Below are 24223 nucleotides of genomic sequence, written 5' to 3'. Positions count from 1 at the left end.
TCCGGCTCACTCGGCGCCGTAGCGGGTGGTCCAGGCCTCTTCAAGCGCACTGACCCAGCTCGGATGCGGTTCCGGCAGGACCGGGCCGAGCTGTTCTGGCGTCAAGGTCGCAGGCCCAAGGTCGAGCGTATCGAAGAGAACCTTTTCGGTTTCAGGCAGTCCGGCAACGTTCAGAACCGTCGGGTCGCCCCAGATACCGGGATCCTGCTTGCGAGCCTGTGCCGCGGGCGACAACAGGAAGTTGGCGAAGACCTTGGCGCCTGCCTGGCTGGAACTGTTGAACGGAATTGCAACGAAGTGGGTGTTGCCGATGGTGCCGCCATCCAGAACGAAGGTGCGCACGCTGGGCGGCAGTTCGCCGTTGGCAATTGCGCTCGAGGCATCGGACGGATTGAAGGAAAATGCAATATCCAGTTCTCCGTCGGCAAGCAGCTGGCGCATATGCGCTGCATCCTTCGGGAAAGCGCGGCCCTGGCGCCAGAGCGAGCCGTTCAATGCGTCCAGATAAGCAAACAACGGTGCGGTCATTTCTTCGAACCGGGCTTCATCCACCGGTTTCGTCAGAGCGGCCTTGTCCGGAACCGTGCTGACGAGAACCTGTTTCAGAAAGGTCGTGCCATAGAAATTGGGCGGTTGCGGATAGGCAAATCGGCCCGGGTTCGCCTTGGCGTAGCTCAGCAGCGCATCGAGTGTCGCGGGTGGGGTGTCCAGGCGGGCACTGTCATACATGAACACGAGCTTGGCCATCCCCCACGGGCTTTCCTGGCCATCCGTAGGCACGGTGAAATCCTGGACGACGGTCGGCTTGTTTTCCACGTCGACGTAATCCCAGTTCGGCAACGTCTGCGCCCATCCAGGTGCTGCCAGCAGGCCCTGTTCCTTCATGGCCGCGAAATTTTCGCCGTTGATCCAGACCAGATCGACCGCGCCGCCAGAGACCTTGCCAACCGATTTTTCGGCAAGCACCTGTGAGACCACAGATGCGGTGTCACTGACCTTCACCTGAAGGACGCGAACGTCAAATTCATTTGCCACTTCCCGGGCAGCCCAGGCGATATAGGCGTTGATGCGCGGCTCGCCGCCCCAGGCGTGGAAATAAACGGTCTCGCCTCTGGCCTCATCCAGCACTGCCTGCCACGCTGGATCATTGGCCGCTTCCTGTGCAGAAGCAGCCACCGGTGCCATCAGTGATCCGAGAAGACCAAGAGTTGCGGCAAGCATGCGTTTCATCAGAATTTCCCCTGTTGCGGATCGTGTCCGGTCCTCGTTCCCTCGCGCAAGGCGCATGGCACGGTCAAGACAAGGCTTTGTGAACGATGAGTGTTCGTGCCCGTTCGGTTCCAGCGCAAATCAGACCGGCAGGATATGGGTGTCCTTGATCTCTTCCATGACGGCGTAAGTATGTGTTTCACGCACGCCCGGCAGCGCCAAAACCACATCAGACAGGAAGGCCCGATAGGCTTCCATGTCCTTGACGCGGCTTTTCATGAGGTAGTCGAAGCCGCCTGCCACCATGTGACATTCCATGATGTCGGTCGAACGTTCGACGGCAATCTTGAAGGCGTCGAAAATTTCCGGTGAGGTGCGGTCAAGCCGGATTTCGACGAAGACCAGCAAGCCCCGGTCCACCATCTTCGGATTGAGGCTGGCGGAGAAGTGCTCGATGTACCCTTCGCGCACCAGCCGTTTCATGCGTTCGGCGGTCGCGGTTGCCGAAAGATGCACCCGTTCGGCAAGGTCCGTATTGGTAATGCGGCCGTCCTGTTGGAGAACCTTCAGAATCCTCCGGTCTGTTGCATCAAGCATGGCGAATTTCCCTAGAAAAAAGAAATTTGCAGAGAAATACACGGAGATTGGCTTCAAAAACAGCGAAAAGCGGACTTCGATTCAAGATATTTTGGAGGCATCTAGTGACCTGGCCCCGCGGGGCCCCTTTGGGAGGCTCTCATGACCGCAACTGTTGCAGCCATGAAGACAATCAATTCGACCGAACTCGAGCCGTTTCGCCCGGCATATGCCCCCGATGACAAGACGCTTGTCGAAGCGCTTCTGAAGGAAGCCAACACCGACCCCGTGGTGGAGAAACTGATCGACCAGCGCGCCCGCGGTTATATTCAGGACATGCGCTCGGTCCAGGTCGGTCTCGGCGGCGTGGAAGACTTCATGCGCGAATTCGGTCTGACCACCCGTGAAGGCCTGGCCATGATGGTGCTGGCGGAAGCTCTGCTGCGCGTTCCGGACGCAAAGACCGCGGACAAGCTGATCGAAGACAAGCTGGCGGCAGCCCGCTTTGACGATCCCTCAGGCCCGAAATCCGACACATGGCTTGTCTCCGCCTCTTCCTGGGCGCTGGGCGTCACCTCTCGTCTGTTGCACCCGGGCGACACGCCCCAGTCGATCCTGTCGAGCCTCGTCAAACGCATGGGCATGCCGACCGTGCGCATGGCAACCCGCAAGGCAATGCGCCTGCTCGGTCATCAGTTCGTGCTTGGAGAAACCATCCAGAAGGCTCTGGAACGCGCCAGGACCCAGGAGGCGAAGGGCTATCGCTATTCCTACGACATGCTGGGCGAGGGCGCACGCACCCAGAAGGATGCGGAGCGTTACTTCCAGTCCTATGCCAAGGCGATTGCCGCCATCGGCAAGGCCGCCGGTGACAAGAAGCTGCCGGACCGTCCGGGTATTTCGGTGAAGCTTTCCGCGCTGCATCCGCGCTATCAGGCCGTCAACGGCGAGCGCGTGCGCGACGAACTCCTGCCGAAGCTGCGCGAACTGGCGCAGATGGCCAAGGACCACAACCTCAACTTCACCGTCGACGCTGAAGAAGCCGACCGGCTGGAGATCTCTCTGGATATCATCGCCGCGATGTTGACCGATCCGGTCACCGAGGGCTGGGATGGCTTTGGACTGGCGGTTCAGGCCTATCAGAAGCGCGGAATTCACGTGATCGACTGGCTGGTCAACGCAGCCCGCAAGACCAACCGCAAACTGATGGTGCGCCTCGTAAAGGGTGCCTATTGGGATACGGAAATCAAGCACGCCCAGGAAGGCGGTGCGGAAGGCTATCCGGTGTTCTCGCGCAAGGCGGCGACGGATCTGTCCTATCTGTGCTGCGCCAAGCGGATGCTGGCGGCACGGGATGTGCTCTACCCGCAGTTCGCCACCCACAACGCACTGACAGTTGCACAGATCATCGAACTCTCCGGTGGCAAGGCGGAAGGGTACGAGTTCCAGCGCCTGCATGGTATGGGCGAAAGCCTTTACAAATCCGTTGTCGAACGCGACGGCTTCCCGTGCCGGATCTATGCCCCGGTCGGTGGTCACAAGGACCTCTTGGCCTATCTCGTCCGCCGCCTTCTGGAAAACGGTGCCAACTCCTCCTTTGTCACCATCGTGGGCGATGCCTCCGTGCCGGTTGAAAAGATGCTCAAGCGGCCGAAAGAACTGCTGGATAGCGGCCACCATTCCATCAACCGGTCGATCCCGCTGCCGAAGGACCTTTACGGTGATAGCCGGCAAAATTCCGACGGCGTGGAATTCGGCTGTGCGGCAGAACGCAATTTGCTGACGTCCGGCATGGCGAAAACCACAGCACCGTTCACCGAAGCCGTCCCGCTTGGAGCGGGGCTTAAACCGTCGGGCGACGCCAATCCGGTGTTTGCCCCGATGGACGGCACGACCAAGGTCGGTACGGTGCGCTTCGCGGACAGCGAAACGGCACGCCTTGCTGTCGAAAATGCCCAGAAGGGGTTCGAGAAATGGTCGCGCAGACCGGTTGAAGAGCGTGCGGCTGCCATCGACAAGGTAGGCGATCTGCTGGAGGCCAACCGGGACCGTCTGATGACGATCCTCTCATTGGAAGCCGGCAAGTGCCTGACCGATGGCATTGCCGAAATCCGCGAGGCAGTCGACTTCTGCCGATACTACGCGGCCGAAGCCAGAAGCCTTTTCGGTGAAGGCAAGCTGATGCCCGGACCGACAGGCGAGGAAAACCGCTACCGCTATCGTGGTCGCGGCGTCTTCGTCTGCATTTCTCCCTGGAACTTCCCGCTGGCGATCTTCCTCGGTCAGGTCAGCGCCGCGCTGATGGCGGGTAACGCCGTCGTCGCCAAGCCTGCGGAACAGACACCGCTGATCGCTTATGAAACGGCCAAGCTGATGTATCAGGCCGGTATCCCCGAAGATGTCTTTTACTTGCTCCCGGGCGAAGGTGATGTAGGTGCCGCACTGACCTCCCATCCGGCTGTTGCCGGGGTGGCCTTTACCGGATCGACCGAAACCGCCTGGCTGATCAACGGCACGCTGGCCGCAAAACGCGGCCCGATCGTTCCGCTCATTGCGGAAACCGGTGGCATCAACGCGATGATCGTAGATGCGACGGCCCTGCCGGAACAGGTTTGCGATGACGTCATGATGTCCGCCTTCCGCTCCGCCGGTCAGCGCTGCTCGGCACTGCGTTTGCTTTATGTACAGGAAGACGTCGCCGATCATCTGCTGGACATGCTGGAAGGCGCAGCGAAAGAACTCAGTTTGGGCGACCCGCGGCTGCCGTCGACAGACATCGGTCCGGTGATTGATGAGGAAGCACGCGACAACATTCTCTCCCATGTCGACGACATGAAGGAGAGCCAGAAACTGCGCTACGCCGGCAAGACGCCACACGGCAAGCTGGCCAACGGTTCCTGGGTCGCCCCGCACATCATCGAGCTGGACAAGGCCGAGGCCCTGACGCGGGAAGTCTTCGGTCCGGTCCTGCATGTGGTCCGCTACAAGGCAGGCGACCTGGACAAGGTGCTGAACCAGATTGCCGGTACCGGCTACGGTCTGACACTCGGTGTTCACAGCCGTATTGATGCAACGGTGAAGAAGGTGGTTGACCGGCTCTCTGTCGGCAATGTCTATGTCAACCGCAACACCATCGGCGCGGTTGTCGGCACCCAGCCCTTCGGCGGCTCCGGCCTGTCCGGCACCGGCCCCAAGGCCGGCGGCCCGGCCTACCTGACCCGGTTTGCCCTGGAACAGGTGGTCTCCATCAACACCGCCGCTGCCGGCGGTAACGCCAGCCTGGTGGCAGCCTCGGACGATTGAGGGGAAACGGGCCGTCGCGAAACCGCGTTCAACCTCTCCTGCGTCATGGCCGGAGGTGATCTACTGTTGCCTGGCTCAAAGAACCGGAAAGGGATTTCAAGCATGGGTCGGTTTTTTGATTGTCATCCTGGACGGAGCGAAGCGGAGATCCGGGATCCAGTATCTTCATGACTTAGCTCAGTTTTTCTATCGCCAGCCACACGGAATCCTGAGTCCCGGTCTTGACGCTACGCGCCAAACCGGGATGACAACCGAGAGAAGGAGGACCGTATCCCAGGCCCCTGAAGAGCAAATGTTTCGGAAAAAAAGACAGCGAGTTAGCTCCAATCACTGAACTTAAACCGGACACCAGTGGGCTCGACTATGGCATCCACGACGCTTCATCGAAAATGTGATGGTTTGTCGTTTCAACGAGTCCAGCATGGATTTCCGAATAAAGTTCGGCAATGACAGAGGGTAACGAGTTGGATAGTGAGCTCTCCGAGATAACGTTTGGCGGATAGCACCTGAGTGTCGCCGGTCTATCGGTCAGCCAGAAGGTCTTCGCACTCGTTCATTTCCCCGAGCAGCTTTAACAGGGACCTAGAGTCAAGCAAGGGAGGCTGGTTGAAGAAGATGCTGGCTGTGAACCGTTCGAATAGCCGGTCAAATGACGTCTGCAGGGATTGGCAGGCGCGAAAACGATCGACGATTTTCTGTTTCTCCGGCGAGTAAGGTCTCGGATTGGACATGATCGAATGGAGTTTGTAGAGGGGCCATCGCTGCCCGATTTGCAGAGTCCAGAACAGTTTCCGCTGCAACAGGACCCACTCTGCCGGATCGGATCTGGCCTCCTTGAAAAATACCGGATCGTCGAGTTTTCGCATGTCGAGAAGAGTGTTTTTCAGGCGGTCAAGATACTCTCGGTAAAGATCTGACGGCTGCTTCAGATTTTCAGGAGGATCTTCGCCCATCTGATACCTGCAATCTTCGCGATTGCTCAAGAAACCGAAATAGGTCCGGGCAAGATACATTGGGTTCTGAATCTGACGATCAATATCCACCAAGGTCTCTGCAAACTTCGAAAGTTGCGAGACCGCATTTTCGCACATCCATAATGGGGCAAGCTGCGATTGTTTTCCTCCGGCAGGATGCATAGTCGCGCCTGACGCAAGGTCTCGTTCCAGCGCTTGTGTGTAGGAAGTCGAGATGGCGGTCAACTTGTTGCCGATCGATATGATTTTCCCCTTGAGGAGAACGTCCTCCTGGGACGGGTCGAGATCGAACAACTCGAGATGTAAAGGCTCGGCTTGCTCCAGCATATCTGAAACGATTAGCTTCGCCTCGTCTTTCGTGACGAGAGGTGTCGCTGCCGGTGCACCAGATGCCATAATCAGAAAAAAAACCAGGAAGGGAAGAGTTCTCATGGGGAGAAAATAACTTTAATCAGCAAGGCATTACACCTAGGTAACGCCAGTCGACATCAAGCACAATCAGAAATTGCTGGCTCTATAGTGAAAGGCTTTCTGCCTCAGGTCCCCCGCGGCTTAGCACGTCTTGTGGCTTCGGCCACGGTCGGGTCGTCCGGCCACGGGTGCCTTGGGTAGCGGCCTTTCATGTCGGCTTTCACATCCGCCCAGGAACCCTGCCAGAAGCCAGGGAGATCCTTTGTGATCTGGATCGGCCGTTGTGCCGGGGAAAGAAGTTCCAGGATCAGCGGCAATCTGCCGTCACAGACGCTCGGATGATCCTTGAGGCCGAAGAGTTCCTGCACGCGAATGGACAGCGTCGGACCTGCGGCCGCACCATAGTCGATGGGCACCTTGCTGCCTGTCGGGGCGGTGAAGTGCGATGGGGCAAGGCTGTCCAGCCGCGCAGCCGCATCATAGGGCAGGAGCACTGCAAGCGCATTGCCGAGAAGCGCGGTGTCGATTACCCCCAGGCTCGTGCAGCCGGCAAGATAGGGCTGCAGCCAGGTTTCCAGGGTTTCCGTCAAGGTGCCGTCGGAAAGGTCCGGCAGATCCTGCGCGCCGTTCTCCCGGGCATAGGCGACACGTTTCTTCAGCCGTTCCTGTTCCTTGCTCCAGGGCAGGCGGGAGACGCCGCGCCGGCGGATCTCGGCAATCAGGGCCCGTTCGACAGCTGCCGGATCTGCTGACTGGATCTGGACGGACTTCAGTTCAACCGCCTTGTAGCGGGTGACACGCCGCGCCTTCAGCGCACCATCTCCTGTCAACTGGACTTCATCCTGTTCGATGATGTCTGCAGCAAACAGGTCTTCGATATCGGATTTGGAAATTGGCGCGCAGAGCTGGATACGCCCGCTTGCCGCCTTGCCCTGAATATCGGCAACAGTCAGGAAGGCTTCCCGGGAAAGGGCATGTTCCGCCTCCAGCTCGGCGCCACGGCCGTTCGCAAGACGGAAGCGTCCTGTCTGCCCACGCTGCTGGGCCACCCGGTCAGGATAGGCAAGGGCGAGCAGAAGTCCGGCGCTTTCCGGGTCTATCTCCCTGCCTGTGCCGCCTGCCTGCTTCAGCCAGCGCTCGGCAAGTTGGCGGCCGTCTTTTACACGCTGGCCCTTGTCGTGACGCAAGGATTGCAACCGTGCACGCAGATCCGGGTCCCGGCCGCCAAGGCCCGGTTCGGACAGCACCAGCGCGATCATCGCGGCGGTAAAGCCGAGATCGCGGGCAACGCCTTCGATCACCATATGCGCGAGGCGTGGATGCAGCGGGAGCTTCGCCAGTGCCTTGCCGTCATTGGTCAGACGTCCGTGGTCATCCAGAGCGTGCAGATCCTGAAGCAGAGCCTTTGCTTCGCGCCAGGCCGCAAGTGGGGGCTGGTCGGCAAAAGCGAGGGCTGCCGGATCGAGCGTCCCCCAGGCCGCCAGGTCCATCACCAGGCCGGTGAGATCCGCTTCCAGGATTTCCGGAGCCTCTGCCTGTGGCAGGGCCACGGTCTGGGCTTCGTCCCAGAGCCTGTAGCAGACACCGGGCTCGGTACGTCCGGCGCGGCCTCGCCGTTGATCAGCGGAAGCGCGGGAGACGCGCACGGTTTCCAGCCGGGTCAGTCCGGTCTGCGGTTCATATTTCGGCACCCGTGCCAGACCGCTGTCGATAACGACACGCACACCTTCGATGGTCAGCGAGGTCTGGGCGATGGCACTGGCCAGCACGATCTTGCGGCAACCTGCATCGGCCGGCCGGATGGCTGCGTCCTGGGCTTTGGCGTCCAGTCCGCCGTAAAGTGGTGCCACCTGGCAGCCGGCCGGGAGCTTGCCCTCCAGCATCTCAGCGGTGCGGCGGATTTCGCCCTGGCCTGGCAGAAACACCAGAATGGAACCTGTTTCTTCCACGAGGGCTTGCCGGATCGCCCTTACCATCTGCGGCTCCACGCGCTCGTTGGGTGTTCGCCCCAGGTAACGCGTTTCAACCGGGTAGCTGCGCCCCGTGCTTTCGATGACGGGCGCGTCGCCAAGCAGGCGTGAAATTCCGGCAGCATCGAGCGTTGCGGACATCGGCAGCAGACGCAGGTCGTCGCGCAGTGCAGCCTGCACATCCAGCGCCAGCGCCAGCCCGAGATCGCCGTCAAGCGAGCGTTCGTGAAATTCGTCAAAGAGAATGGCGGCAACGCCCGTCAGTTCCGGATCGTCCAGGATCAGCCGGGTGAATACACCTTCCGTGATGACCTCTATCCGGGTACGGGCGCTGACTTTCGTTTCCATGCGCACACGGTATCCGACGGTCTCGCCGGGCTTTTCGCCAAGTTCGGCTGCCATCCGGCGTGCAGCGGCACGGGCAGCTAGACGCCTCGGTTCCAGCACCAGGATCTTGCCGTCGCCGCGCCAGGTCGTGTTCAGAAGAGCCAGCGGCACGCGGGTCGTCTTGCCCGCGCCCGGTTCGGCAACAAGAACCGCGTTCAGCCCTGTATCAAGCGTTGCCAGAAGCTCCGGCAGGACACCGTCGATCGGCAGTGGTGCCGCGAAGGCTGGGGCAGAGGACATGACGGGCCCGGGTCAGCTCGCGCCCGATGCGGCGCCTGCGGTCCATTGCCGTCCTTGCATGTCGACGGCAAAGGCTTCCGGCGCGCGTGCGAAGGAGGCAAGGCCTTCCAGGGCCGGATCGGGATGCCGGACGATGAAGGTCGGTATCTTGGCCATCAGGGCCTCGTGGGGCGCCTTGGCCTCAAAGGCGGCGCGGAAGCCGCCGTCCGTGAGGAAGCGTGTGATCCGCGACGTGACACCGCCAGTCAGATAGACGCCGCCCCGTGCCAGAACCGCGAGGGCAAAATCACCAGCCACACGGCCAAGGGCCCTGGCAAAGACCTCCAGCGTCTTCACCGCTACCGGATCGTTTTCCTCTGCGGCCGTTGTGATGCTTGCCGCCGTTGTGAAGTCGCGGTCCGCGCCCATATAGGTGGCAACACCGCGGGCAAGGCGGGGAAGGCCGGTGCCGCTAAGGATCTGTTCGGCGCCAAGCCGTCCACCGACGAGTTCGATATGCGGCCAGATGGCAACGTCTTCCGGGGTTACCGGCCCGAGTTCCACATGTCCACCTTCGCCCGGAACGGGAACCCAGGTCTGGGCGGCATAGATCATCGCGGCAGCGCCGAGGCCCGTGCCCGGACCGAGGACGAACTTGGCGCTCTCTTCGCGGATCGTGCCGGAGCCGACCTGTTCGATATCGCTGCCGCTATATCCTGGCAAGGCCAGGGCCTGCGCTTCGAAATCGTTGAGCACGATGACTTCGTCCAGACCGAGGTCGGCGATCATCTTCAGCGGCTCGATCACCCAGGCCGCGTTGGTGAGGGGGATCCTGTCACCGGTGACGGGACCGGCAACCGCGATGATTGCCGTGCGCGGTTTCGGATCGGTTTCCGGCAGCACCACTTCGCGGATCGCGGAAGAAATGTCGGGATGATCCGCGGTCGCCGTCTTGCCGCACATGCGGGTGGGCGCCTCAGCGTCGTCAACCAGAGCGAAACGGGCGTTGGTGCCGCCGATATCGGCAACCAGAACCGGATAGGCAAAGGATTTGGTGTTCTTGGAAAAACTCATGAGGACAGGGAGCCAACTTCAGGTGTCGCGGATGTGGTCTTGAGGCCCTGCAGGCGGGCGGAGCGCAGCAGGATATCCGCGGTCGACGGATTGAGCGCCATCGGCATGTCATAGACCACTGCAAGGCGCATCAGGGCTTTCACATCAACATCATGCGGCATGGGCGACAGCGGATCGACGAAGAAGAACAGACCCTGGAGCTTGCCTTCGGCAATCATCGCGCCGATCTGCTGGTCGCCGCCCAGCGGGCCGCTTTTCAGCCTTGTGACCTTGAGATCCGGACAGGCTTCCAGAATGCGGCCGCCCGTGGTGCCTGTGCTGACAAGTTCGAAAACCGCGAGTTTGTCCTGGTGCCGTCTGGCGAACTCGACCATGGCGTCTTTTTTGGCGTCATGCGCGACAAGCGCAAGAGTGGGCGTGGCAGGCATCAGCGGTCCTCTGGGGTCTATGCAATCCGGATCGATTGAATAGCCGAAAGCTGATCGAAACCAAAGTCCCGGGAGACCAGTTCGTCCCCGGAGGGAACCGGACGAAAAGGCACCCTGGCAGGAAGCGACAGCGGCGGGGAAGTGTTTAGCCTTTCAAAGCGCTTTAGGCAAAGGAAGATGAACGGGCGGGCGCAGAACCTGTTCCCGGTTGGCAGATCACTGGCAGGGAGCAAAAGAAAATGCCGCGTCCCGGCCCGGAACGCGGCAGGCAATAAGGAGAATGGAGACGTGGCGATCAGTCGAACAGATTACAGCGGATCGGTTCGCGGCCGGCAACGCGCTGGAAGTAGGGATCGGGTTCCGGCAGATGCAGCCCGGCGATCTCCATCACCAGCTTCATCCGGATCGCGTCTGCAAAGCCTTCCTGACTGCGAACGGGGATGGCGAAGGAGCCCGGGCCGCCGATCACACAATCCTCGTAATAGTGGTCGAGGTTGAGCATCGCCTGCCAGGTGTTCTTGTTCGACTTCATCATCAGAGGCAAACCGTTGATGGTCACCCCAGAGGCAACCATGCGATCACGCATGGCAGTTACGGAGCCGCCCTGGTTGTTCGGGCCGTCACCGGAAATGTCGATTACGCGGCGCAGGCCTTCATACTGGTTGTTCTGAACCAGAAAGACCGACTTTTCGAGCGCCGAGGCGATGGAGGTGCGCTGGACCTGCCGAAGCGGGGCCTCGGCAATCTTGGAAGCGAAGTGTGCTGCCGAGCTTGCATCCTGGATCACCGTCCAATCGGCGACGATGAAATGCTCATCGACCCCGCCCCATTCCATGTAGGTCACGGCAACGCGGCCGATCGGACCGACCTGAATGGCGTCAAGAAATTCCCTGGAGGTGAGAGCGGCAACATACCCGGCGCGCTGCACTTCCTGTTCTTCTGTATCCATGGATTGGGAGATGTCGACGGCCAGGACAAGTTCGACGTCCACTTCGTTGGCCGGATCATAGCTGTATTGTGAAGAAGCCATCAGAGCCGGACGGTAGTCTCGGGCTGCGGCTGGGGCGGCGAAAAGAAGTGCCGCACAAATAAGTGACAGTAAACTTGTAACCGTCAGTGCACAGTCTGTTTTGGTTATGTCGAGACGCATGGTTTTTCTCCTTACTTCAGCCTTGCGGCTGGGTGGCCACGTCTCCCCTGTTTATTTTGTCGTTGAATTCCTTATCTTTCCGTTTCTCGTGATTCCTAACAAGGCATTGGCTGAATGCCTTGGATGAGCTTGGAAATTTACTTAGCAAGCTACATGCCAAACGTAGCGTAATATTCCTTGGCTGGCAAAAGTAATGTGCACGGAGTGCATGTTCTATCCACAGGCGCGGGATATCTTCCGGATTTGCTAGGCAAATTTTTCATCCGTGGATCCGCGTTAAGCTTTACGTATAGGTAAGGTGGGTATTTCTTGAGTTTTTTCAATCCGCCTTGCCAGTCACATTTTTGCGCGAAACTGTGAGAAATTCGGGAGAGAAAACCTGGTTGAGACCCAAAACAGCCGACGTTTCAGCAGCTTCGCAAGCGCCTGACATGCGCGTTCCGATTAGCTGTTTTTCGGCCGGAAAGACGCAGGTTTTCAAAGTGGGGGACAAATCCACCGGCAATTATTGCCGGGCAACTAGGCAAATTTTGCCGGGTTGTTTCTGAAAATCGGCGGCTTTGGGCAGAATTTGCCGCCGTTCAGAAGTGGTACTCGGCGCTGATTGCTGCCCAGAAATGCAGCAATCAGCCAGAAAATTGGCAGTTTTTTTAGTTGACGGCAAAGGCAAGGCTGGTCATGATCTGAAGAAATTCTCACTTGGTGAAGAATTTTTCGGTCGGCCTTCGCGGCCCCGGAAACCGAAAGCTCCGAAGAGAGCAGGGCATAGCCGGACCGTTGCGGTCAACCGCTTCGCATGGCTGGACAGGCGGGTGTTTCATCTTACCGGATGCAATTCCATCAAGCCGGGCGTTTTGAGAGTGGTTGAGTATCCTGTCCGCCGGAAGGCGTGCGCAGGGCTCTGGAGGGGAAGGTTTCGACGCGGAATGCAGACACGCGACGACGACTGGACATCATATATGGCCATCCGGGCGGCCTGGCTGTCCTTTGTTGGCGGCCGTACCCAGGGTGAAATCGCCTCGCAGCTCGGTGTTTCGCCTGCCAAGGTGCATCGCCTGATCGCTCATGCGCAGAAAGCCGGTTTCGTCAAATTCCAGGTCGATGGTCGCCCGATGGAATGCCTCCAGCTTGAAAAGGAGCTGACGGAGCATTTCGGCCTGACGAACTGCATTATTGCTCCCGATCTTGGTGGCGGCGACGACGACAGCGCCCTCAGGGCCGTCGCCGTTTCCGCGGCACAGTTCCTGTCCGGGATGCTTGGTGGATCCAATGTCACGCGTCTGGGCGTTGGCATGGGACGCACGCTGACCGCGGCTGTCGAAGCGTTGCCGAAAGTGGCGCGAACCGATCTCGAAATCATGTCGATCTGCGGATCGCTGACGCGCACGCTTGCTGCCAACCCCTACGACATCGTCCAGAAGATGCAGGAGCGCACAGGTGGCATCGGCTATTATCTGCCGGTTCCCTATTTTGCCGAAAACCAGGACGAAAAGGCAATGTTCCTGACCCAGCGCAGCGTGCAGGACCTGATGGATCGCGCGCGCCAGTCGGATGCCTTTCTCATCGGCATCGGTTCGGTCGAGAACGAGGGCCATCTTGTCCAGCGCGGCATGATTTCCAAAAAAGAACAGGAAGATTTGCTGTCGGGCGGCGCCGTCTGTGATTTGATGGGGCGCTTTCTGACGATCGAGGGAAAATTGGCCCCGGATCCGCTCGGCGATTGTGCCGTGGGTCTGCATTTCGACGAAGTGCGTGGGCGCCGCGTGATTGCGCTGGTAGGTGGGGAGAGCAAGGTGGATGCCACGCTCGCGGCCCTGCGTACCGGTGTCATTACCGACCTTGTGGCAGACGAGACCCTTGCGAGGGCTCTGACGGCACGGGCCGGATTGCAGCTGGCACAGTCCGCATGATGCGGCTGGGTCACGAGGGGAAACGGGCCGGCCAAAAGGCAGGCCCCCGCATGTCGGAGGACATATAAGTGAAAAAGCTTCTTACCATCGGCACCGCGCTTGCCGGCCTGGCCTTTACCGCCGTGGGCGCATTGGCAGCCGATATCAAGCCGGCAGTGCTTTACGATCTGGGCGGCCGTTTCGACAAGTCGTTCAACGAAGGCGCATACAACGGTGCTGAAAAGTTCAAGGAAGACACCGGCGTCGAATACCGCGATTTCGAAATCCAGAACGACAGCCAGCGCGAGCAGGCCCTGCGCAACTTTGCCAAGCGCGGCATGAACCCGATCGTTGCCATCGGCTTCTCCCAGGCAAACGCCGTGGAAAAGGTTGCCAAGGAATTCCCGGATACGCAGTTCGCGATCGTTGACATGGTCGTCGACCTGCCGAACGTGCGCTCCATCCTGTTCAAGGAGCAGGAAGGCTCCTACATCGTCGGCATGCTGGCTGCGATGGCGTCCGAAACCGGCAAGGTCGGCTTTGTCGGCGGCATGGACATTCCGCTTATCCGCAAGTTCTCCTGTGGTTACAAGCAGGGCGTGATGGCTGCAAACCCGAAGGCGGAAGTCTTCGAGAACATGACCGGCACCACCGGTGCAGCCTGGAACGATCCGGTCAAGGGTGGCGAACTCGCCAAGTCCCAGTTCGACCGTGGCGCTGACGTTGTCTATCACGCTGCCGGCGGCACCGGCATCGGTGTTCTGCAGGCCGCTGCTGACGCCGGCAAGCTCGGCATCGGCGTCGACAGCAACCAGAACAACCTGCATCCGGGTTCCGTCCTGACCTCCATGCTGAAGCGCGTCGACATTGCCGTCTACCAGGCGTTCGAAGATGCGGCCAACGACAGCTGGTCTTCCGGCTTCGAAGTCCTCGGCCTCAAGGAAGGTGGCGTCGACTGGGCGCTGGACGACAACAACGCCGAACTCGTCAACGACGAGATGAAAGCAAAGGTCGAAGAAGCGACCCAGAAGATCATCTCCGGCGAGATCGAAGTTCACGACTACATGGCCGATCAGTCCTGCCCGATGTAAGGCAGTCGTTTTGGACCTCCGCGCGATACCGTGCGGAGGTCCACCTGTATTTCTAGCGTGCCCAACCCGTTTTTTCGGAGGACAGGATGCTCCGTCTCACATCAGGCGTCATTGCTGCGGCCTGCGCTGTCTTCATGACAACAACCGCAACTCTGGCCGAACCGGCCATCGTTTATTCCGTCGGCGGCAAGTTCGACGGGTCTTTCAACGAAAGCGCCTTTGCCGGCGTGAAACGGTTTCAGGACCAGGGCGGCGACGTCAGGGAATTCGAGTTGGAGCGTGATGCGCAAAGCCTGCAGGCACTGCGGAACTTTGCCAGCCGGGGCGCGTCCCCCGTTGTCGCAATCGGTTTCAACCAGGCCAACGCGCTTGGCCAGGTGGCTCCCAATTTTCCAAAGACGGATTTTGCCATCGTCGACATGGTGGTCGATCAGCCGAACGTGCGCTCCTATGTGTTCAAGGAACATGAGGGTGCCTATATCGGCGGTCTGCTGGCCGGCATGGCCTCCAAGAGCGGCACCATCGGTTTTGTCGGCGGCATGGATATCCCGATCATCCAGCGGTTTCTGTGCGGCTACAAGCAGGGCGGCCAGGCCGCAAGGGCGGATATCAGGGTTCTGTCCAACATGACGGGCGATACGCCGGCCGCTTTCGCGGATCCTGTTCGCGGCGGCGAACTTGCCATCGGCCAGATCAATCAGGGCGCCGATGTGATCATTCAGGCAGCGGGCGGAACCGGCATTGGTGTGCTGCAGGCAGCTGCCGACAAGGGCGTGCTCGGCATGGGCACCGACAGCAACCAGAACGGCCTGCATCCGGGCAAGGTCCTGACGTCCATCCGCAAACGCGTGGACAACGCTGTCTTCGACAGCTTTCAGGCCGCCGGGGACGGCACCTTCGAACCTGGCATCAAGGTGCTGGGCGTCGCGGATGGCGGCATGGACTGGGTGCTGGACGAAAACAACAAGGACCTGATCACGCCGGACATGAAAGCGGCGGCGGATGCCGCCGTTGCGGCCATCTCCGACGGCACAGTCAAGGTTCATGACGTCGTCACCGACGGAGCATGTCCTTTCTGATCGGGACACCGCGAGGCAGCGGCGAGGGGCAATAACAATGACAAAGAAAAACAGTCAGGCCTGGGGGAACGCATGAGCGATACGCCGGCAATCGAATTGCGCAAGATCAACAAGCGCTTTGGCCCAGTTCACGCCAACAAGGACATTGACCTTGTGGTGAAGAAGGGCTCCATCCACGGTATCATCGGAGAGAACGGGGCGGGCAAGTCGACGCTCATGTCCATTCTCTACGGTTTCTATCAGGCCGATGACGGCGACATCCTGGTGGACGGCAAGAAGGTCACGATTTCGGACTCGAAAGCCGCCATCGGCATGGGCATCGGCATGGTGCATCAGCATTTCATGCTGGTCGACAATTTCTCGGTTCTGGAGAACGTGGTTCTGGGCGCCGAGGACAGCGCGCTCCTGTCCGGCGGCATCAATCGCGCCAAGACAGAACTCAAGCGGCTGGAAGAAGAATACGAACTGCGAGTCGATCCGGACGCCCTGATCCAGGATCTGCCGGTCGGTCTGCAGCAGCGGGTGGAGATCCTGAAGGCGCTCTACCGCAGCGCGGAGGTTCTGATCCTTGACGAGCCGACAGGTGTTCTGACGCCGGCCGAAGCCGATCACCTGTTCAAGATCCTCGAAGTTCTGAAGAACGAAGGCAAGACGGTTCTCCTGATCACGCACAAGCTGCGCGAGATCATGGCCGCGACCGATACTGTTTCGGTGATGCGCCGCGGCGAGATGGTGGCGACGCGCGAAACCGCGAACACCTCGATGGAAGAACTCGCCGAGCTTATGGTCGGCCGCAGCGTGCTGCTGCGTGTCGACAAGAAACCGGCGCAACCCAAGGCTCCGGTGATGGAGGTCGAGAACCTCACGGTGACCGACAGCCGCGGCGTGCAGGTGGTCAAGGACGTTTCCTTCAATGTGCGTGCGGGAGAGATTGTCGGCATCGCCGGTGTCTCCGGCAACGGCCAGTCGGAACTGCTGGAAACGCTCGCGGGCATTCGCCGCGCCACCAGAGGTACGCTGAAGATCAACGGCGAGACGATCGATCTGGGAACGAGCACGCTCGACGCTGCCGACATGCGCGCCAAGAACATGGGCCACGTGCCGGAAGACCGGCACCGGATGGGCCTGATCAATTCCTTCTCCGAATACGAGAATTCGATCCTTGGCTACCACCGCGACCCGGCCTACTCCCGGGGCCTTCTGATGGATCTTGCCGCCATCAAGAAAAACGCCGTGGCCGAGATCGAGAAATACGACATCCGCCCGCCGAACCCGATGCTGAAGACCGCCAATTTCTCGGGCGGCAACCAGCAGAAGATCGTGCTGGCGCGCGAGATCGAGCGCGATCCGGAAGTGCTTCTGGTCGGTCAGCCGACGCGCGGCGTCGATATCGGCGCCATCGAGTTCATCCACCGACGGATCGTGGAAATGCGCGATGCCGGCAAGGGCATTTTGCTGGTGTCGGTGGAACTCGACGAAATCCGGGCGCTGTCCGACCGGGTGCTGGTGATGTTCGACGGCAAGATCGTCGGTGAACGCGGCGGCGATGCGGAAGAAGGCGAACTTGGCCTGCTGATGGCCGGTGTGGAAGATAACAACAAGATGGCTGTTGAAGGAGGCGCCCGATGAGTGCCGGTCAGCTCCCGCGCTGGGTCGATTACGGCCTGATCCCGTTCCTGAACCTGGCCGCCGCCTTCCTGGTGTCCGGCCTCGTCGTTGTTCTGATCGGGGAAAACCCGCTGGACGCGGTGCAGCTCCTGGTCTGGGGCTCCATTGGCTATGGCGAAGGCATCGGCTTCACGCTGTTCTATGCCACCAACTTCATCTTCACCGGCCTGGCCGTGGCCGTTGCCTTTCATGCCGGGTTGTTCAACATCGGCGGTGAGGGCCAGGCCTATATCGGTGGTCTAGGGGTCGCCATAGCCTGTCTGGCGCTGGATCACATCGTGCCGTGGTACATCACCTTGCCGTTTGCCATCATCGGCTCGGCGCTGATGGGGGCCGCCTGGGCGTTCATTCCGGCCTGGCTTCAGGCCACCCGCGGCAGCCACGTGGTGATCACAACGATCATGTTCAACTTCATCGCCTCGTCGCTGATGGTCTATCTGCTCAACAACGCGTTGAAGAAGCCAGGCTCGATGCAGCCGGAAACGCGAACCTTCGAGGACGGCGGCCGTCTGCCGTTCCTGAACGACATATTCCCGTCCTTCGGCTTCGGCTATGCGCCGGTCAACCTGTCGCTCTTCGTGGCGCTGGCGGCTTGTGTTCTGGTCTGGTTCCTGATCTGGCGCACAAAGCTCGGTTTCGAAATCCGGTCCTTCGGTGCCAACGCCACAGCCGCGGTCTATGCCGGCATCTCGCCGGTGCGCACCATCGTCATCACCATGCTCATATCCGGTGGTCTTGCAGGCATGATGGCGATCAACGAGATCATGGGGTCACAGCACCGTCTGCTGATCGATTTCGTGACCGGCTACGGCTTCGTCGGCATCGCGGTTGCCCTCATGGGGCGGGCGCATCCGGTCGGCATCGTTCTGGCGTCGATCCTGTTCGGCATGCTCTATCAGGGCGGCGCGGAACTTTCGTTCGAAATGCCCAACATCACGCGAGACATGATCATCGTCATCCAGGGCCTTGTGATCCTGTTTGCCGGTGCGCTTGAGCACATGTTCCGCCCGGCCATCATCAAGCTGTTCACGCCCTCCCGGGCTCTTGCCGAGAAGGAGGCGTGATCATGTTCGAGATCGTGATCCTGACACTTGATTCCACAGTCCGCCTGTCGACACCGCTTCTGCTGGCCTGTCTGGCAGGGCTTTACTCTGAACGCTCCGGCGTGGTCGATATCGGTCTGGAAGGAAAGATGCTCGGCGCAGCCTTTGGGGCGGGTGCGGTCGCCTACATGACCGGAAACGCCTGGATCGGCCTTCTGGCGGGCATGGCGGTTTCGATCGGCCTGGCGCTGATCCACGGCTTTGCCTCCATTACCAACCGCGGCAACCAGATCGTTTCCGGCGTCGCCATCAATTTCCTGGCAGCGGGCCTGACCGCGCTGCTCGGGCAGACATGGTTCCGCCAGGGCGGTCGTACGCCCTCACTGCCGGAAGGCGGACGGTTTAGGGACATCGTCTGGCCCTACGCGGAAGAACTGCGCGATGTTCCGATCATTGGCGGCATCTACAGCGAACTGCTGTCAGGCCACAACATCCTAGTCTACGCGGCTTTCGTGGCCGTGCCGCTGACCTGGTGGGTGCTGTTCCGCACCCGTTTCGGGCTGCGCCTGCGTGCGGTCGGGGAAAACCCGGCGGCCGTTGACACGGCCGGCATCTCTGTCACCTGGCTGCGCTACCGGGCGGTCATCGCCTGCGGTGCCCTGTGCGGTGTTGCCGGAGCATATCTTTCCATCGCCCAGTCCTCCGGCTTCATCAAGGACATGACGGCGGGCAAGGGCTTCATCGCGCTGGCGGCCCTGATTTTCGCCAAGTGGAAACCGGCCAACGCGATGTTGGCCTGCCTGTTGTTCGGCTTCCTCGATGCTGTCGCCATCCGGATGCAGGGTCAGAAATTACCCGGTATCGGCGAAATTCCGGTGCAGTTCTTCCAGGCACTGCCCTATATTCTGACCGTGATCCTGCTTGCAGGTTTCATCGGCAAGGCAATCCCGCCGAAGGCGGCTGGCATTCCGTATCTCAAGGAGCGTTCATGAGCGATCTGGACGCGTTGTTCGAGGCCGCAAAAGCGGTTCGTGAAAACGCATATGCACCCTATTCAAACTTCCTGGTCGGCGCGGCCTTGCGTGCACCGGACGGCACTGTTTTCATCGGTTGCAATGTGGAGAACGCTTCCTACCCGGTGAGCGTTTGTGCAGAAGGTGGGGCGGTCAGCGCCATGATTGCCGCCGGTTACCGCGAAATTGCGGAAGCCGTCGTCATTGGCGATGCGGCCCTGTGCACGCCGTGCGGCATGTGCCGCCAGCGTTTGAAGGAATTCGGCACGGACGATCTGGTTGTCCATGTCGCGGATCTCGACGGTATCCGGCGCAGCTTCACGATGGATGAGCTGCTGCCTGCCGCCTTCGAACTGGAATACACGTCAAAATAAGAAGGACTGACCCACAATGAGTGGTTTCGGCCGTGAATGCGCGGAGATCGTCCGCGCAGCCCGGGAGGGCTCGTACAAGATTGGCATGATCCTCGGCTCCGGCCTCGGCGCGCTCGCCGAGGAAGTCGAGGACGCTGTTCGCATTCCCTATTCGCATCTGACCGAATTTCCGGTCTCCACCGTCACGTCCCATTCCAGCGAGCTGGTTGCCGGCACGCTGTCCGGGGTGCCGGTGGTGATCCTGTCGGGCCGGGCCCATTATTACGAGGGCGGTGATCCGACGGTCATGCGCACGCCGGTGGAAACGCTGAAGGAGCTCGGCTGCGAGATCCTGCTGGCAACCAATGCGGCCGGTTCCTTGCGCCAGGAAGTTGCTCCCGGCTCGCCCATGCTGATTTCCGACCACATCAACTGGTCGGGCATGAACCCGCTGATCGGTGAAGAGGACGAAAAGCGCTTCCTCGACATGAGCACCGCCTACGATGCGGACCTGCGTGCGGCGATGAAGAAAGTCGCCGAGGAAACCGGCGATCCGGTCGCCGAGGGCGTTTACATGTGGTTCTCCGGCCCGTCTTTCGAGACGCCTGCCGAAATCCGCATGGCCAAGACACTGGGTGCGGATGCGGTTGGCATGTCAACCGTGCCGGAAGTCATCATGGCCAGATTCCTGGGTATGCGCGTCGCGGCCATGTCGATTATCACCAATTACGGCGCAGGCATGCAGACGCACGCGCTGTCTCACGACGAAACCAAGTCCGTTGCCTTGCAGGGCATGGAACGCATGAAACAGCTGGTGCGGGCATTCGTGAAGGAGATCGGCCAATGACTGACATGATCGAACACGCCAAACGGGCCCTCGGGCTCGTCGACCTGACCAACCTCAACGACGACTGCACGGCGGCGGATATTTCCAAGCTGACCGGACGGACCGTGACGGATCACGGGTCGGTTGCGGCTGTCTGTGTCTGGCCGCGGTTCGTGGCACAGGCCGCGCAGGAACTGACCGGCACGGGCGTGAAGGTGGCGACCGTGGTCAACTTCCCTGAAGGTGGCGAAGATACGGAAGCCGTCCTGGTCGAGACGAAGCAGGCACTTGCCGATGGAGCCGACGAGATCGATCTGGTCATGCCCTACAAGGCTTTCTGCGCCGGCCGCAAGGGCTTTGCGGAAGAGCAGATCATCCGCGTGAAGGCGGCCATTCCGGAACCGGCACTGCTCAAGGTCATCCTGGAAACGGGTGAAATCAAGGATCCGTTGCTGATCCACGCAGCCTCCAACATTGCCATTGGGGCTGGTGCGGACTTCATCAAGACTTCGACCGGCAAGGTTGCCGTCAACGCAACGCTGGAAGCAGCCGAAATCATGCTGACCGCGATCGAGGAGGCCCGCCGCGACAACGCCGAGCGTGTGATCGGCTTCAAGCCGGCCGGTGGTATCCGCACCGCCGAGGACGCAGCTGCCTACCTGGCGCTTGCCGACAAGATCATGGGCCAGAACTGGGTATCGGCACACACGTTCCGCTTTGGTGCCAGCGGTCTTCTGGATGCCCTGATCTCGACGATCGAGGGTCAGGAAATCGTGGACCACTCCCACCACGGCTATTGAGACGGCTTCAAGAAGGACAACAAATGCTGCCGCAAGAACTCATCAGAAAGAAGCGCGACGGTGGAACGCTGGACGCGGCGGAGATCCAGTTCTTCGTCAAGGGCCTGGCAGACGGCTCGGTCACGGAAGGCCAGGTGGCTGCGCTCGCCATGGCTGTCTTCTTCAAGGGGCTGACCGTCGACGAACGTGTGGCTCTGACGCTCGCCATGCGCGACAGTGGCGATGTCATGGACTGGTCAGGCATCGACGCGCCGATCCTGGACAAGCATTCCACCGGCGGCGTTGGCGACAACGTCTCCTTGATGCTGGCGCCGGCGCTTGCCGCCTGTGGCGCTGCAGTACCGATGATCTCCGGTCGTGGCCTGGGTCACACGGGCGGCACGCTGGACAAGTTCGACAGCATCCCGGGCTATCAGACGCAACCGGACAATCTGCTGTTCAAGAAGGTGGTCAAGGAGATCGGGTGTGCCGTCATCGGCCAGACCGGCAACCTTGCTCCGGCCGACAAGCGTTTTTATGCCATCCGCGATGTGACCGGCACGGTGGAGAGCATCGACCTGATCACCGCGTCGATCCTGTCCAAGAAGCTGGCAGCTGGTCTGCAGGGACTGGTGCTGGATGTGAAGTGGGGCACGGGCGCTTTCATGGCAACACTTGAAGATGCTCGTGCGCTTGCCGAAAGCCTGGTGCTGGTCGCGAACGGGGCGGGTTTGAAAACGACGGCTCTCCTGACCGACATGAACGAGCCGCTGGCGTCCGCCGCCGGCAACGCGGTTGAAATGCAGAACGCCGTCGACTTCCTGAAAGGCACGGCAATCGACAACCGCCTTTGGGATGTCACCGTGGCACAAGGCGGCGAACTGCTTGCCTCGGGTGGCATTGCCGCTGATGCAGAGGCCGGTGCCGGCATGATGCGTGAAGCGTTTCAGAGCGGCAAGGCGGCTGAGAAGTTCGCCCAGATGGTTCATGCGCTTGGCGGACCTGCCGACTTCATGGAAAAGGCGGAACTCTATCTTGCAAAAGCGCCGGTGGAAGCGCCGGTCTACGCCGAACAAGACGGCGTCGTTACGGGTGTGGATGCCCGGGCAGTGGGCGTTGCGGTCGTCGCGCTTGGCGGTGGTCGCCGGGCGGCGGCAGATGTGATCGATCCGTCCGTCGGCCTGACCAGCCTTGCCGGTGTCGGCAACACGGTGGACGCGGATGCGCCCTTGGCGATTGTCCATGCCAGAACCGAGGCAGAGGCCGAAGAAGCAGCCGTCGCGGTGCGCAAAGCCTACACCATCGGCTCCGCAGCCGATGTCATCGACAGGCCGAGCGTCGTCGAGCGCATCGCGCCCTGACCGGGAAAATGCGTGCCGGGCGAATGGTCGCCCGGAACCTCTCCGGCCGAACCGGCCGGCAATGATAAATTTGAGGAGATGTCCATGCCTCGTGCAATTCTGTGCGTTCTGGACAGTTTCGGTATCGGCGGTGCCGCGGATGCGGAAGCCTTTGGTGATGCCGGGGCCGACACTTTGGGCCACATCGCGGCGCGTTGTGCAGCCGGTGAGGGCGACAAGGACGGTCTGCGCTCCGGCCCCTTGAACGTTCCCAACATGGACCGGCTCGGCCTGGGCGCGGCAGGGCGCCTGTCCACCGGCAAGGACGTGCCGGGTCTGGATTTCGATGGCGAGCCGGAAGGCCTGTGGGGCTATGCTGCCGAAGTTTCCAATGGCAAGGACACGCCGTCCGGCCATTGGGAAATCGCCGGTGTGCCTGTGCGCTTCGACTGGGGCTATTTTCCGGAAACGATCCCGACCTTCCCGGAAGAGCTGATTGCAAAGATCAGCGAGAAGGCAGGCCTCAACGGCATCCTGGGTGACAAACACGCTTCCGGCACGGTGATCATTGCCGAACTTGGCGAAGAGCACATTCGCACGGGCAAGCCGATTTTCTATACGTCGGCGGATTCCGTCATCCAGATCGCCGCCCACGAAGAACACTATGGTTTGGAGAAGCTGTACGAACTTTGCGAGATCGCGCGTGAATTTGCCGATCCCTACAACATCGGCCGGGTGATCGCGCGGCCCTTCGTCGGCGAAACTTCGGACACTTTCCAGCGCACCGCCAACCGGCGTGACTATTCGGTGCTGCCGCCGGAACCGACCTTGCTCGACCGTCTGACAGAGGCAGGACGTACGGTCTATGGCGTCGGCAAGATATCCGACATCTTCGCGCATCAGGGCGTTGCCAGGGTGCTGAAGGGCGCAGGCAATGACCAGCTGTTCGACAAGACGCTGGAGGCTATGGACCAGGCTGCCGATGGCGACCTGATCTTCGCCAATTTCATCGATTTCGACTCCCTCTACGGTCACCGCCGGGATGTTCCGGGATATGCAGCTGCACTGGAGCATTTCGACCGCCGCTTGCCGGAAATGATTGCCAGGATGAAGGACGGTGATCTCCTGATCCTCACGGCCGATCACGGCTGCGATCCGACCTGGCGTGGCACGGACCACACCCGCGAACATGTCCCGGTGATCGCAACCGGTCCGGGTCTCGAAGGCAGAAGCGTCGGTGGTCGCAAGACCTATGCCGATATCGGTGAAAGTATCGCCGATCATCTGGGCATTGCGGTGGGGCCGAACGGCACGAGTTTTCTGTAACCGCATCCGCATTCCGGCAATCCGGTGAATCGGGCACAATAACCGCGGGCCACTCGTCCGTCCTTTCTGCGGAAAGACGGAAAACCGGCCCGCCACACACTCGAATGAGGACCCG

Annotated in this window: 19 protein-coding genes; 12 read left to right on the top strand and 7 right to left on the bottom strand. The window is 60.6% G+C overall.

Features of this window, described 5'->3' with window-relative positions:
- Positions 1-6: 6 nt before the first annotated feature.
- Positions 7-1230: an ABC transporter substrate-binding protein gene (locus HCG46_RS12525; RefSeq protein ID WP_062490556.1), complete on the bottom strand. Its 1224-nt coding sequence runs from the start codon at positions 1228-1230 to the stop codon at positions 7-9.
- Between the two features lie 120 nt (positions 1231-1350).
- A complete protein-coding gene (locus HCG46_RS12520) occupies positions 1351-1806 on the bottom strand; it encodes a winged helix-turn-helix transcriptional regulator (RefSeq protein ID WP_022999714.1) in 456 nt (151 codons plus the stop codon).
- A gap of 141 nt (positions 1807-1947) precedes the next feature.
- Between HCG46_RS12520 and putA the strand changes: the two genes are divergently transcribed.
- A complete protein-coding gene (gene putA / locus HCG46_RS12515; protein WP_168686418.1) occupies positions 1948-5088 on the top strand; it encodes a bifunctional proline dehydrogenase/L-glutamate gamma-semialdehyde dehydrogenase PutA in 3141 nt (1046 codons plus the stop codon).
- 521 nt (positions 5089-5609) lie between these two features.
- Here the strand turns inward: putA and HCG46_RS12510 are convergent.
- From HCG46_RS12510 to HCG46_RS12490, 5 genes are all read right to left on the bottom strand, one after another.
- Entirely contained in the window at positions 5610-6494 is an 885-nt protein-coding gene (locus tag HCG46_RS12510; protein WP_168686417.1) for a hypothetical protein, read from the bottom strand.
- A 104-nt stretch (positions 6495-6598) separates the two neighbouring features.
- Positions 6599-9070: an ATP-dependent helicase HrpB gene (gene hrpB / locus HCG46_RS12505; protein ID WP_168686416.1), complete on the bottom strand. Its 2472-nt coding sequence runs from the start codon at positions 9068-9070 to the stop codon at positions 6599-6601.
- Between the two features lie 12 nt (positions 9071-9082).
- The gene (locus HCG46_RS12500; protein ID WP_168686415.1) at positions 9083-10123 is read right to left on the bottom strand and encodes an ROK family protein; all 1041 of its coding nucleotides are present in this window, start codon (positions 10121-10123) and stop codon (positions 9083-9085) included.
- A complete protein-coding gene (locus HCG46_RS12495; protein ID WP_022999719.1) occupies positions 10120-10551 on the bottom strand; it encodes a methylglyoxal synthase in 432 nt (143 codons plus the stop codon). The genes HCG46_RS12500 and HCG46_RS12495 overlap by 4 nt, the downstream gene beginning before the upstream one ends.
- A gap of 295 nt (positions 10552-10846) precedes the next feature.
- Positions 10847-11581: a DUF1194 domain-containing protein gene (locus HCG46_RS12490; protein ID WP_022999721.1), complete on the bottom strand. Its 735-nt coding sequence runs from the start codon at positions 11579-11581 to the stop codon at positions 10847-10849.
- Between the two features lie 1046 nt (positions 11582-12627).
- Between HCG46_RS12490 and HCG46_RS12485 the strand changes: the two genes are divergently transcribed.
- The 11 genes from HCG46_RS12485 to HCG46_RS12435 all read left to right on the top strand — a co-directional run bounded on the left by HCG46_RS12485 (position 12628) and on the right by HCG46_RS12435 (position 24108).
- Complete coding sequence (locus HCG46_RS12485; RefSeq protein ID WP_022999723.1) at positions 12628-13611, top strand: sugar-binding transcriptional regulator; 984 nt, start codon at positions 12628-12630, stop codon at positions 13609-13611.
- Positions 13612-13679: 68 nt separating this feature from the next.
- On the top strand, positions 13680-14681 hold the full coding sequence (locus HCG46_RS12480; protein ID WP_022999724.1) for a BMP family ABC transporter substrate-binding protein: 1002 nt from the start codon (positions 13680-13682) through the stop codon (positions 14679-14681).
- A gap of 86 nt (positions 14682-14767) precedes the next feature.
- Positions 14768-15760: a BMP family ABC transporter substrate-binding protein gene (locus HCG46_RS12475; protein WP_168686414.1), complete on the top strand. Its 993-nt coding sequence runs from the start codon at positions 14768-14770 to the stop codon at positions 15758-15760.
- A 72-nt stretch (positions 15761-15832) separates the two neighbouring features.
- Entirely contained in the window at positions 15833-17389 is a 1557-nt protein-coding gene (locus HCG46_RS12470) for an ABC transporter ATP-binding protein (protein ID WP_077290885.1), read from the top strand.
- The gene (locus HCG46_RS12465; protein ID WP_062490541.1) at positions 17386-18492 is read left to right on the top strand and encodes an ABC transporter permease; all 1107 of its coding nucleotides are present in this window, start codon (positions 17386-17388) and stop codon (positions 18490-18492) included. Before HCG46_RS12470 ends, HCG46_RS12465 begins: the two co-directional genes overlap by 4 nt.
- A 2-nt stretch (positions 18493-18494) precedes the next feature.
- Positions 18495-19463, top strand: a complete 969-nt coding sequence (locus HCG46_RS12460) for an ABC transporter permease (RefSeq protein WP_031268896.1) — start codon at positions 18495-18497, stop codon at positions 19461-19463.
- Positions 19460-19858, top strand: coding sequence for a cytidine deaminase (gene cdd / locus HCG46_RS12455; RefSeq protein ID WP_022999729.1), 399 nt, complete (start codon positions 19460-19462; stop codon positions 19856-19858). The genes HCG46_RS12460 and cdd overlap by 4 nt, the downstream gene beginning before the upstream one ends.
- Before the next feature lie 16 nt (positions 19859-19874).
- On the top strand, positions 19875-20684 hold the full coding sequence (locus HCG46_RS12450) for a purine-nucleoside phosphorylase (RefSeq protein WP_022999730.1): 810 nt from the start codon (positions 19875-19877) through the stop codon (positions 20682-20684).
- Positions 20681-21463: a deoxyribose-phosphate aldolase gene (gene deoC, locus HCG46_RS12445; RefSeq protein ID WP_168686413.1), complete on the top strand. Its 783-nt coding sequence runs from the start codon at positions 20681-20683 to the stop codon at positions 21461-21463. Before HCG46_RS12450 ends, deoC begins: the two co-directional genes overlap by 4 nt.
- A 23-nt stretch (positions 21464-21486) precedes the next feature.
- Positions 21487-22803: a thymidine phosphorylase gene (gene deoA / locus HCG46_RS12440; RefSeq protein ID WP_075283141.1), complete on the top strand. Its 1317-nt coding sequence runs from the start codon at positions 21487-21489 to the stop codon at positions 22801-22803.
- A gap of 84 nt (positions 22804-22887) precedes the next feature.
- Entirely contained in the window at positions 22888-24108 is a 1221-nt protein-coding gene (locus tag HCG46_RS12435; RefSeq protein WP_075283152.1) for a phosphopentomutase, read from the top strand.
- The last annotated feature ends 115 nt before the right edge of the window (positions 24109-24223 follow it).

It is taken from the genome of Labrenzia sp. PO1 (assembly GCF_012273635.1).
Classification (GTDB): Bacteria; Pseudomonadota; Alphaproteobacteria; order Rhizobiales; family Stappiaceae; genus Roseibium; species Roseibium algicola.
This window is presented reverse-complemented; position numbering and strand designations above follow the sequence as displayed.

Excerpts from the sequence above, each read along its gene's own strand:
- HCG46_RS12485 (WP_022999723.1), top strand. The coding sequence starts at position 12,628 with ATGCAGACACGCGACGACGACTGGACATCATATATGGCCATCCGGGCG.
- HCG46_RS12510 (WP_168686417.1), bottom strand. The coding sequence starts at position 6,494 with ATGAGAACTCTTCCCTTCCTGGTTTTTTTTCTGATTATGGCATCTGGT.
- HCG46_RS12520 (WP_022999714.1), bottom strand. The coding sequence starts at position 1,806 with ATGCTTGATGCAACAGACCGGAGGATTCTGAAGGTTCTCCAACAGGAC.
- deoA (WP_075283141.1), top strand. The coding sequence starts at position 21,487 with ATGCTGCCGCAAGAACTCATCAGAAAGAAGCGCGACGGTGGAACGCTG.
- HCG46_RS12500 (WP_168686415.1), bottom strand. The coding sequence starts at position 10,123 with ATGAGTTTTTCCAAGAACACCAAATCCTTTGCCTATCCGGTTCTGGTT.
- HCG46_RS12450 (WP_022999730.1), top strand. The coding sequence starts at position 19,875 with ATGAGTGGTTTCGGCCGTGAATGCGCGGAGATCGTCCGCGCAGCCCGG.
- HCG46_RS12470 (WP_077290885.1), top strand. The coding sequence starts at position 15,833 with ATGAGCGATACGCCGGCAATCGAATTGCGCAAGATCAACAAGCGCTTT.
- HCG46_RS12495 (WP_022999719.1), bottom strand. The coding sequence starts at position 10,551 with ATGCCTGCCACGCCCACTCTTGCGCTTGTCGCGCATGACGCCAAAAAA.
- HCG46_RS12465 (WP_062490541.1), top strand. The coding sequence starts at position 17,386 with ATGAGTGCCGGTCAGCTCCCGCGCTGGGTCGATTACGGCCTGATCCCG.
- HCG46_RS12490 (WP_022999721.1), bottom strand. The coding sequence starts at position 11,581 with ATGGCTTCTTCACAATACAGCTATGATCCGGCCAACGAAGTGGACGTC.
- HCG46_RS12435 (WP_075283152.1), top strand. The coding sequence starts at position 22,888 with ATGCCTCGTGCAATTCTGTGCGTTCTGGACAGTTTCGGTATCGGCGGT.
- hrpB (WP_168686416.1), bottom strand. The coding sequence starts at position 9,070 with ATGTCCTCTGCCCCAGCCTTCGCGGCACCACTGCCGATCGACGGTGTC.
- putA (WP_168686418.1), top strand. The coding sequence starts at position 1,948 with ATGACCGCAACTGTTGCAGCCATGAAGACAATCAATTCGACCGAACTC.
- HCG46_RS12525 (WP_062490556.1), bottom strand. The coding sequence starts at position 1,230 with ATGAAACGCATGCTTGCCGCAACTCTTGGTCTTCTCGGATCACTGATG.
- HCG46_RS12460 (WP_031268896.1), top strand. The coding sequence starts at position 18,495 with ATGTTCGAGATCGTGATCCTGACACTTGATTCCACAGTCCGCCTGTCG.
- deoC (WP_168686413.1), top strand. The coding sequence starts at position 20,681 with ATGACTGACATGATCGAACACGCCAAACGGGCCCTCGGGCTCGTCGAC.
- cdd (WP_022999729.1), top strand. The coding sequence starts at position 19,460 with ATGAGCGATCTGGACGCGTTGTTCGAGGCCGCAAAAGCGGTTCGTGAA.
- HCG46_RS12475 (WP_168686414.1), top strand. The coding sequence starts at position 14,768 with ATGCTCCGTCTCACATCAGGCGTCATTGCTGCGGCCTGCGCTGTCTTC.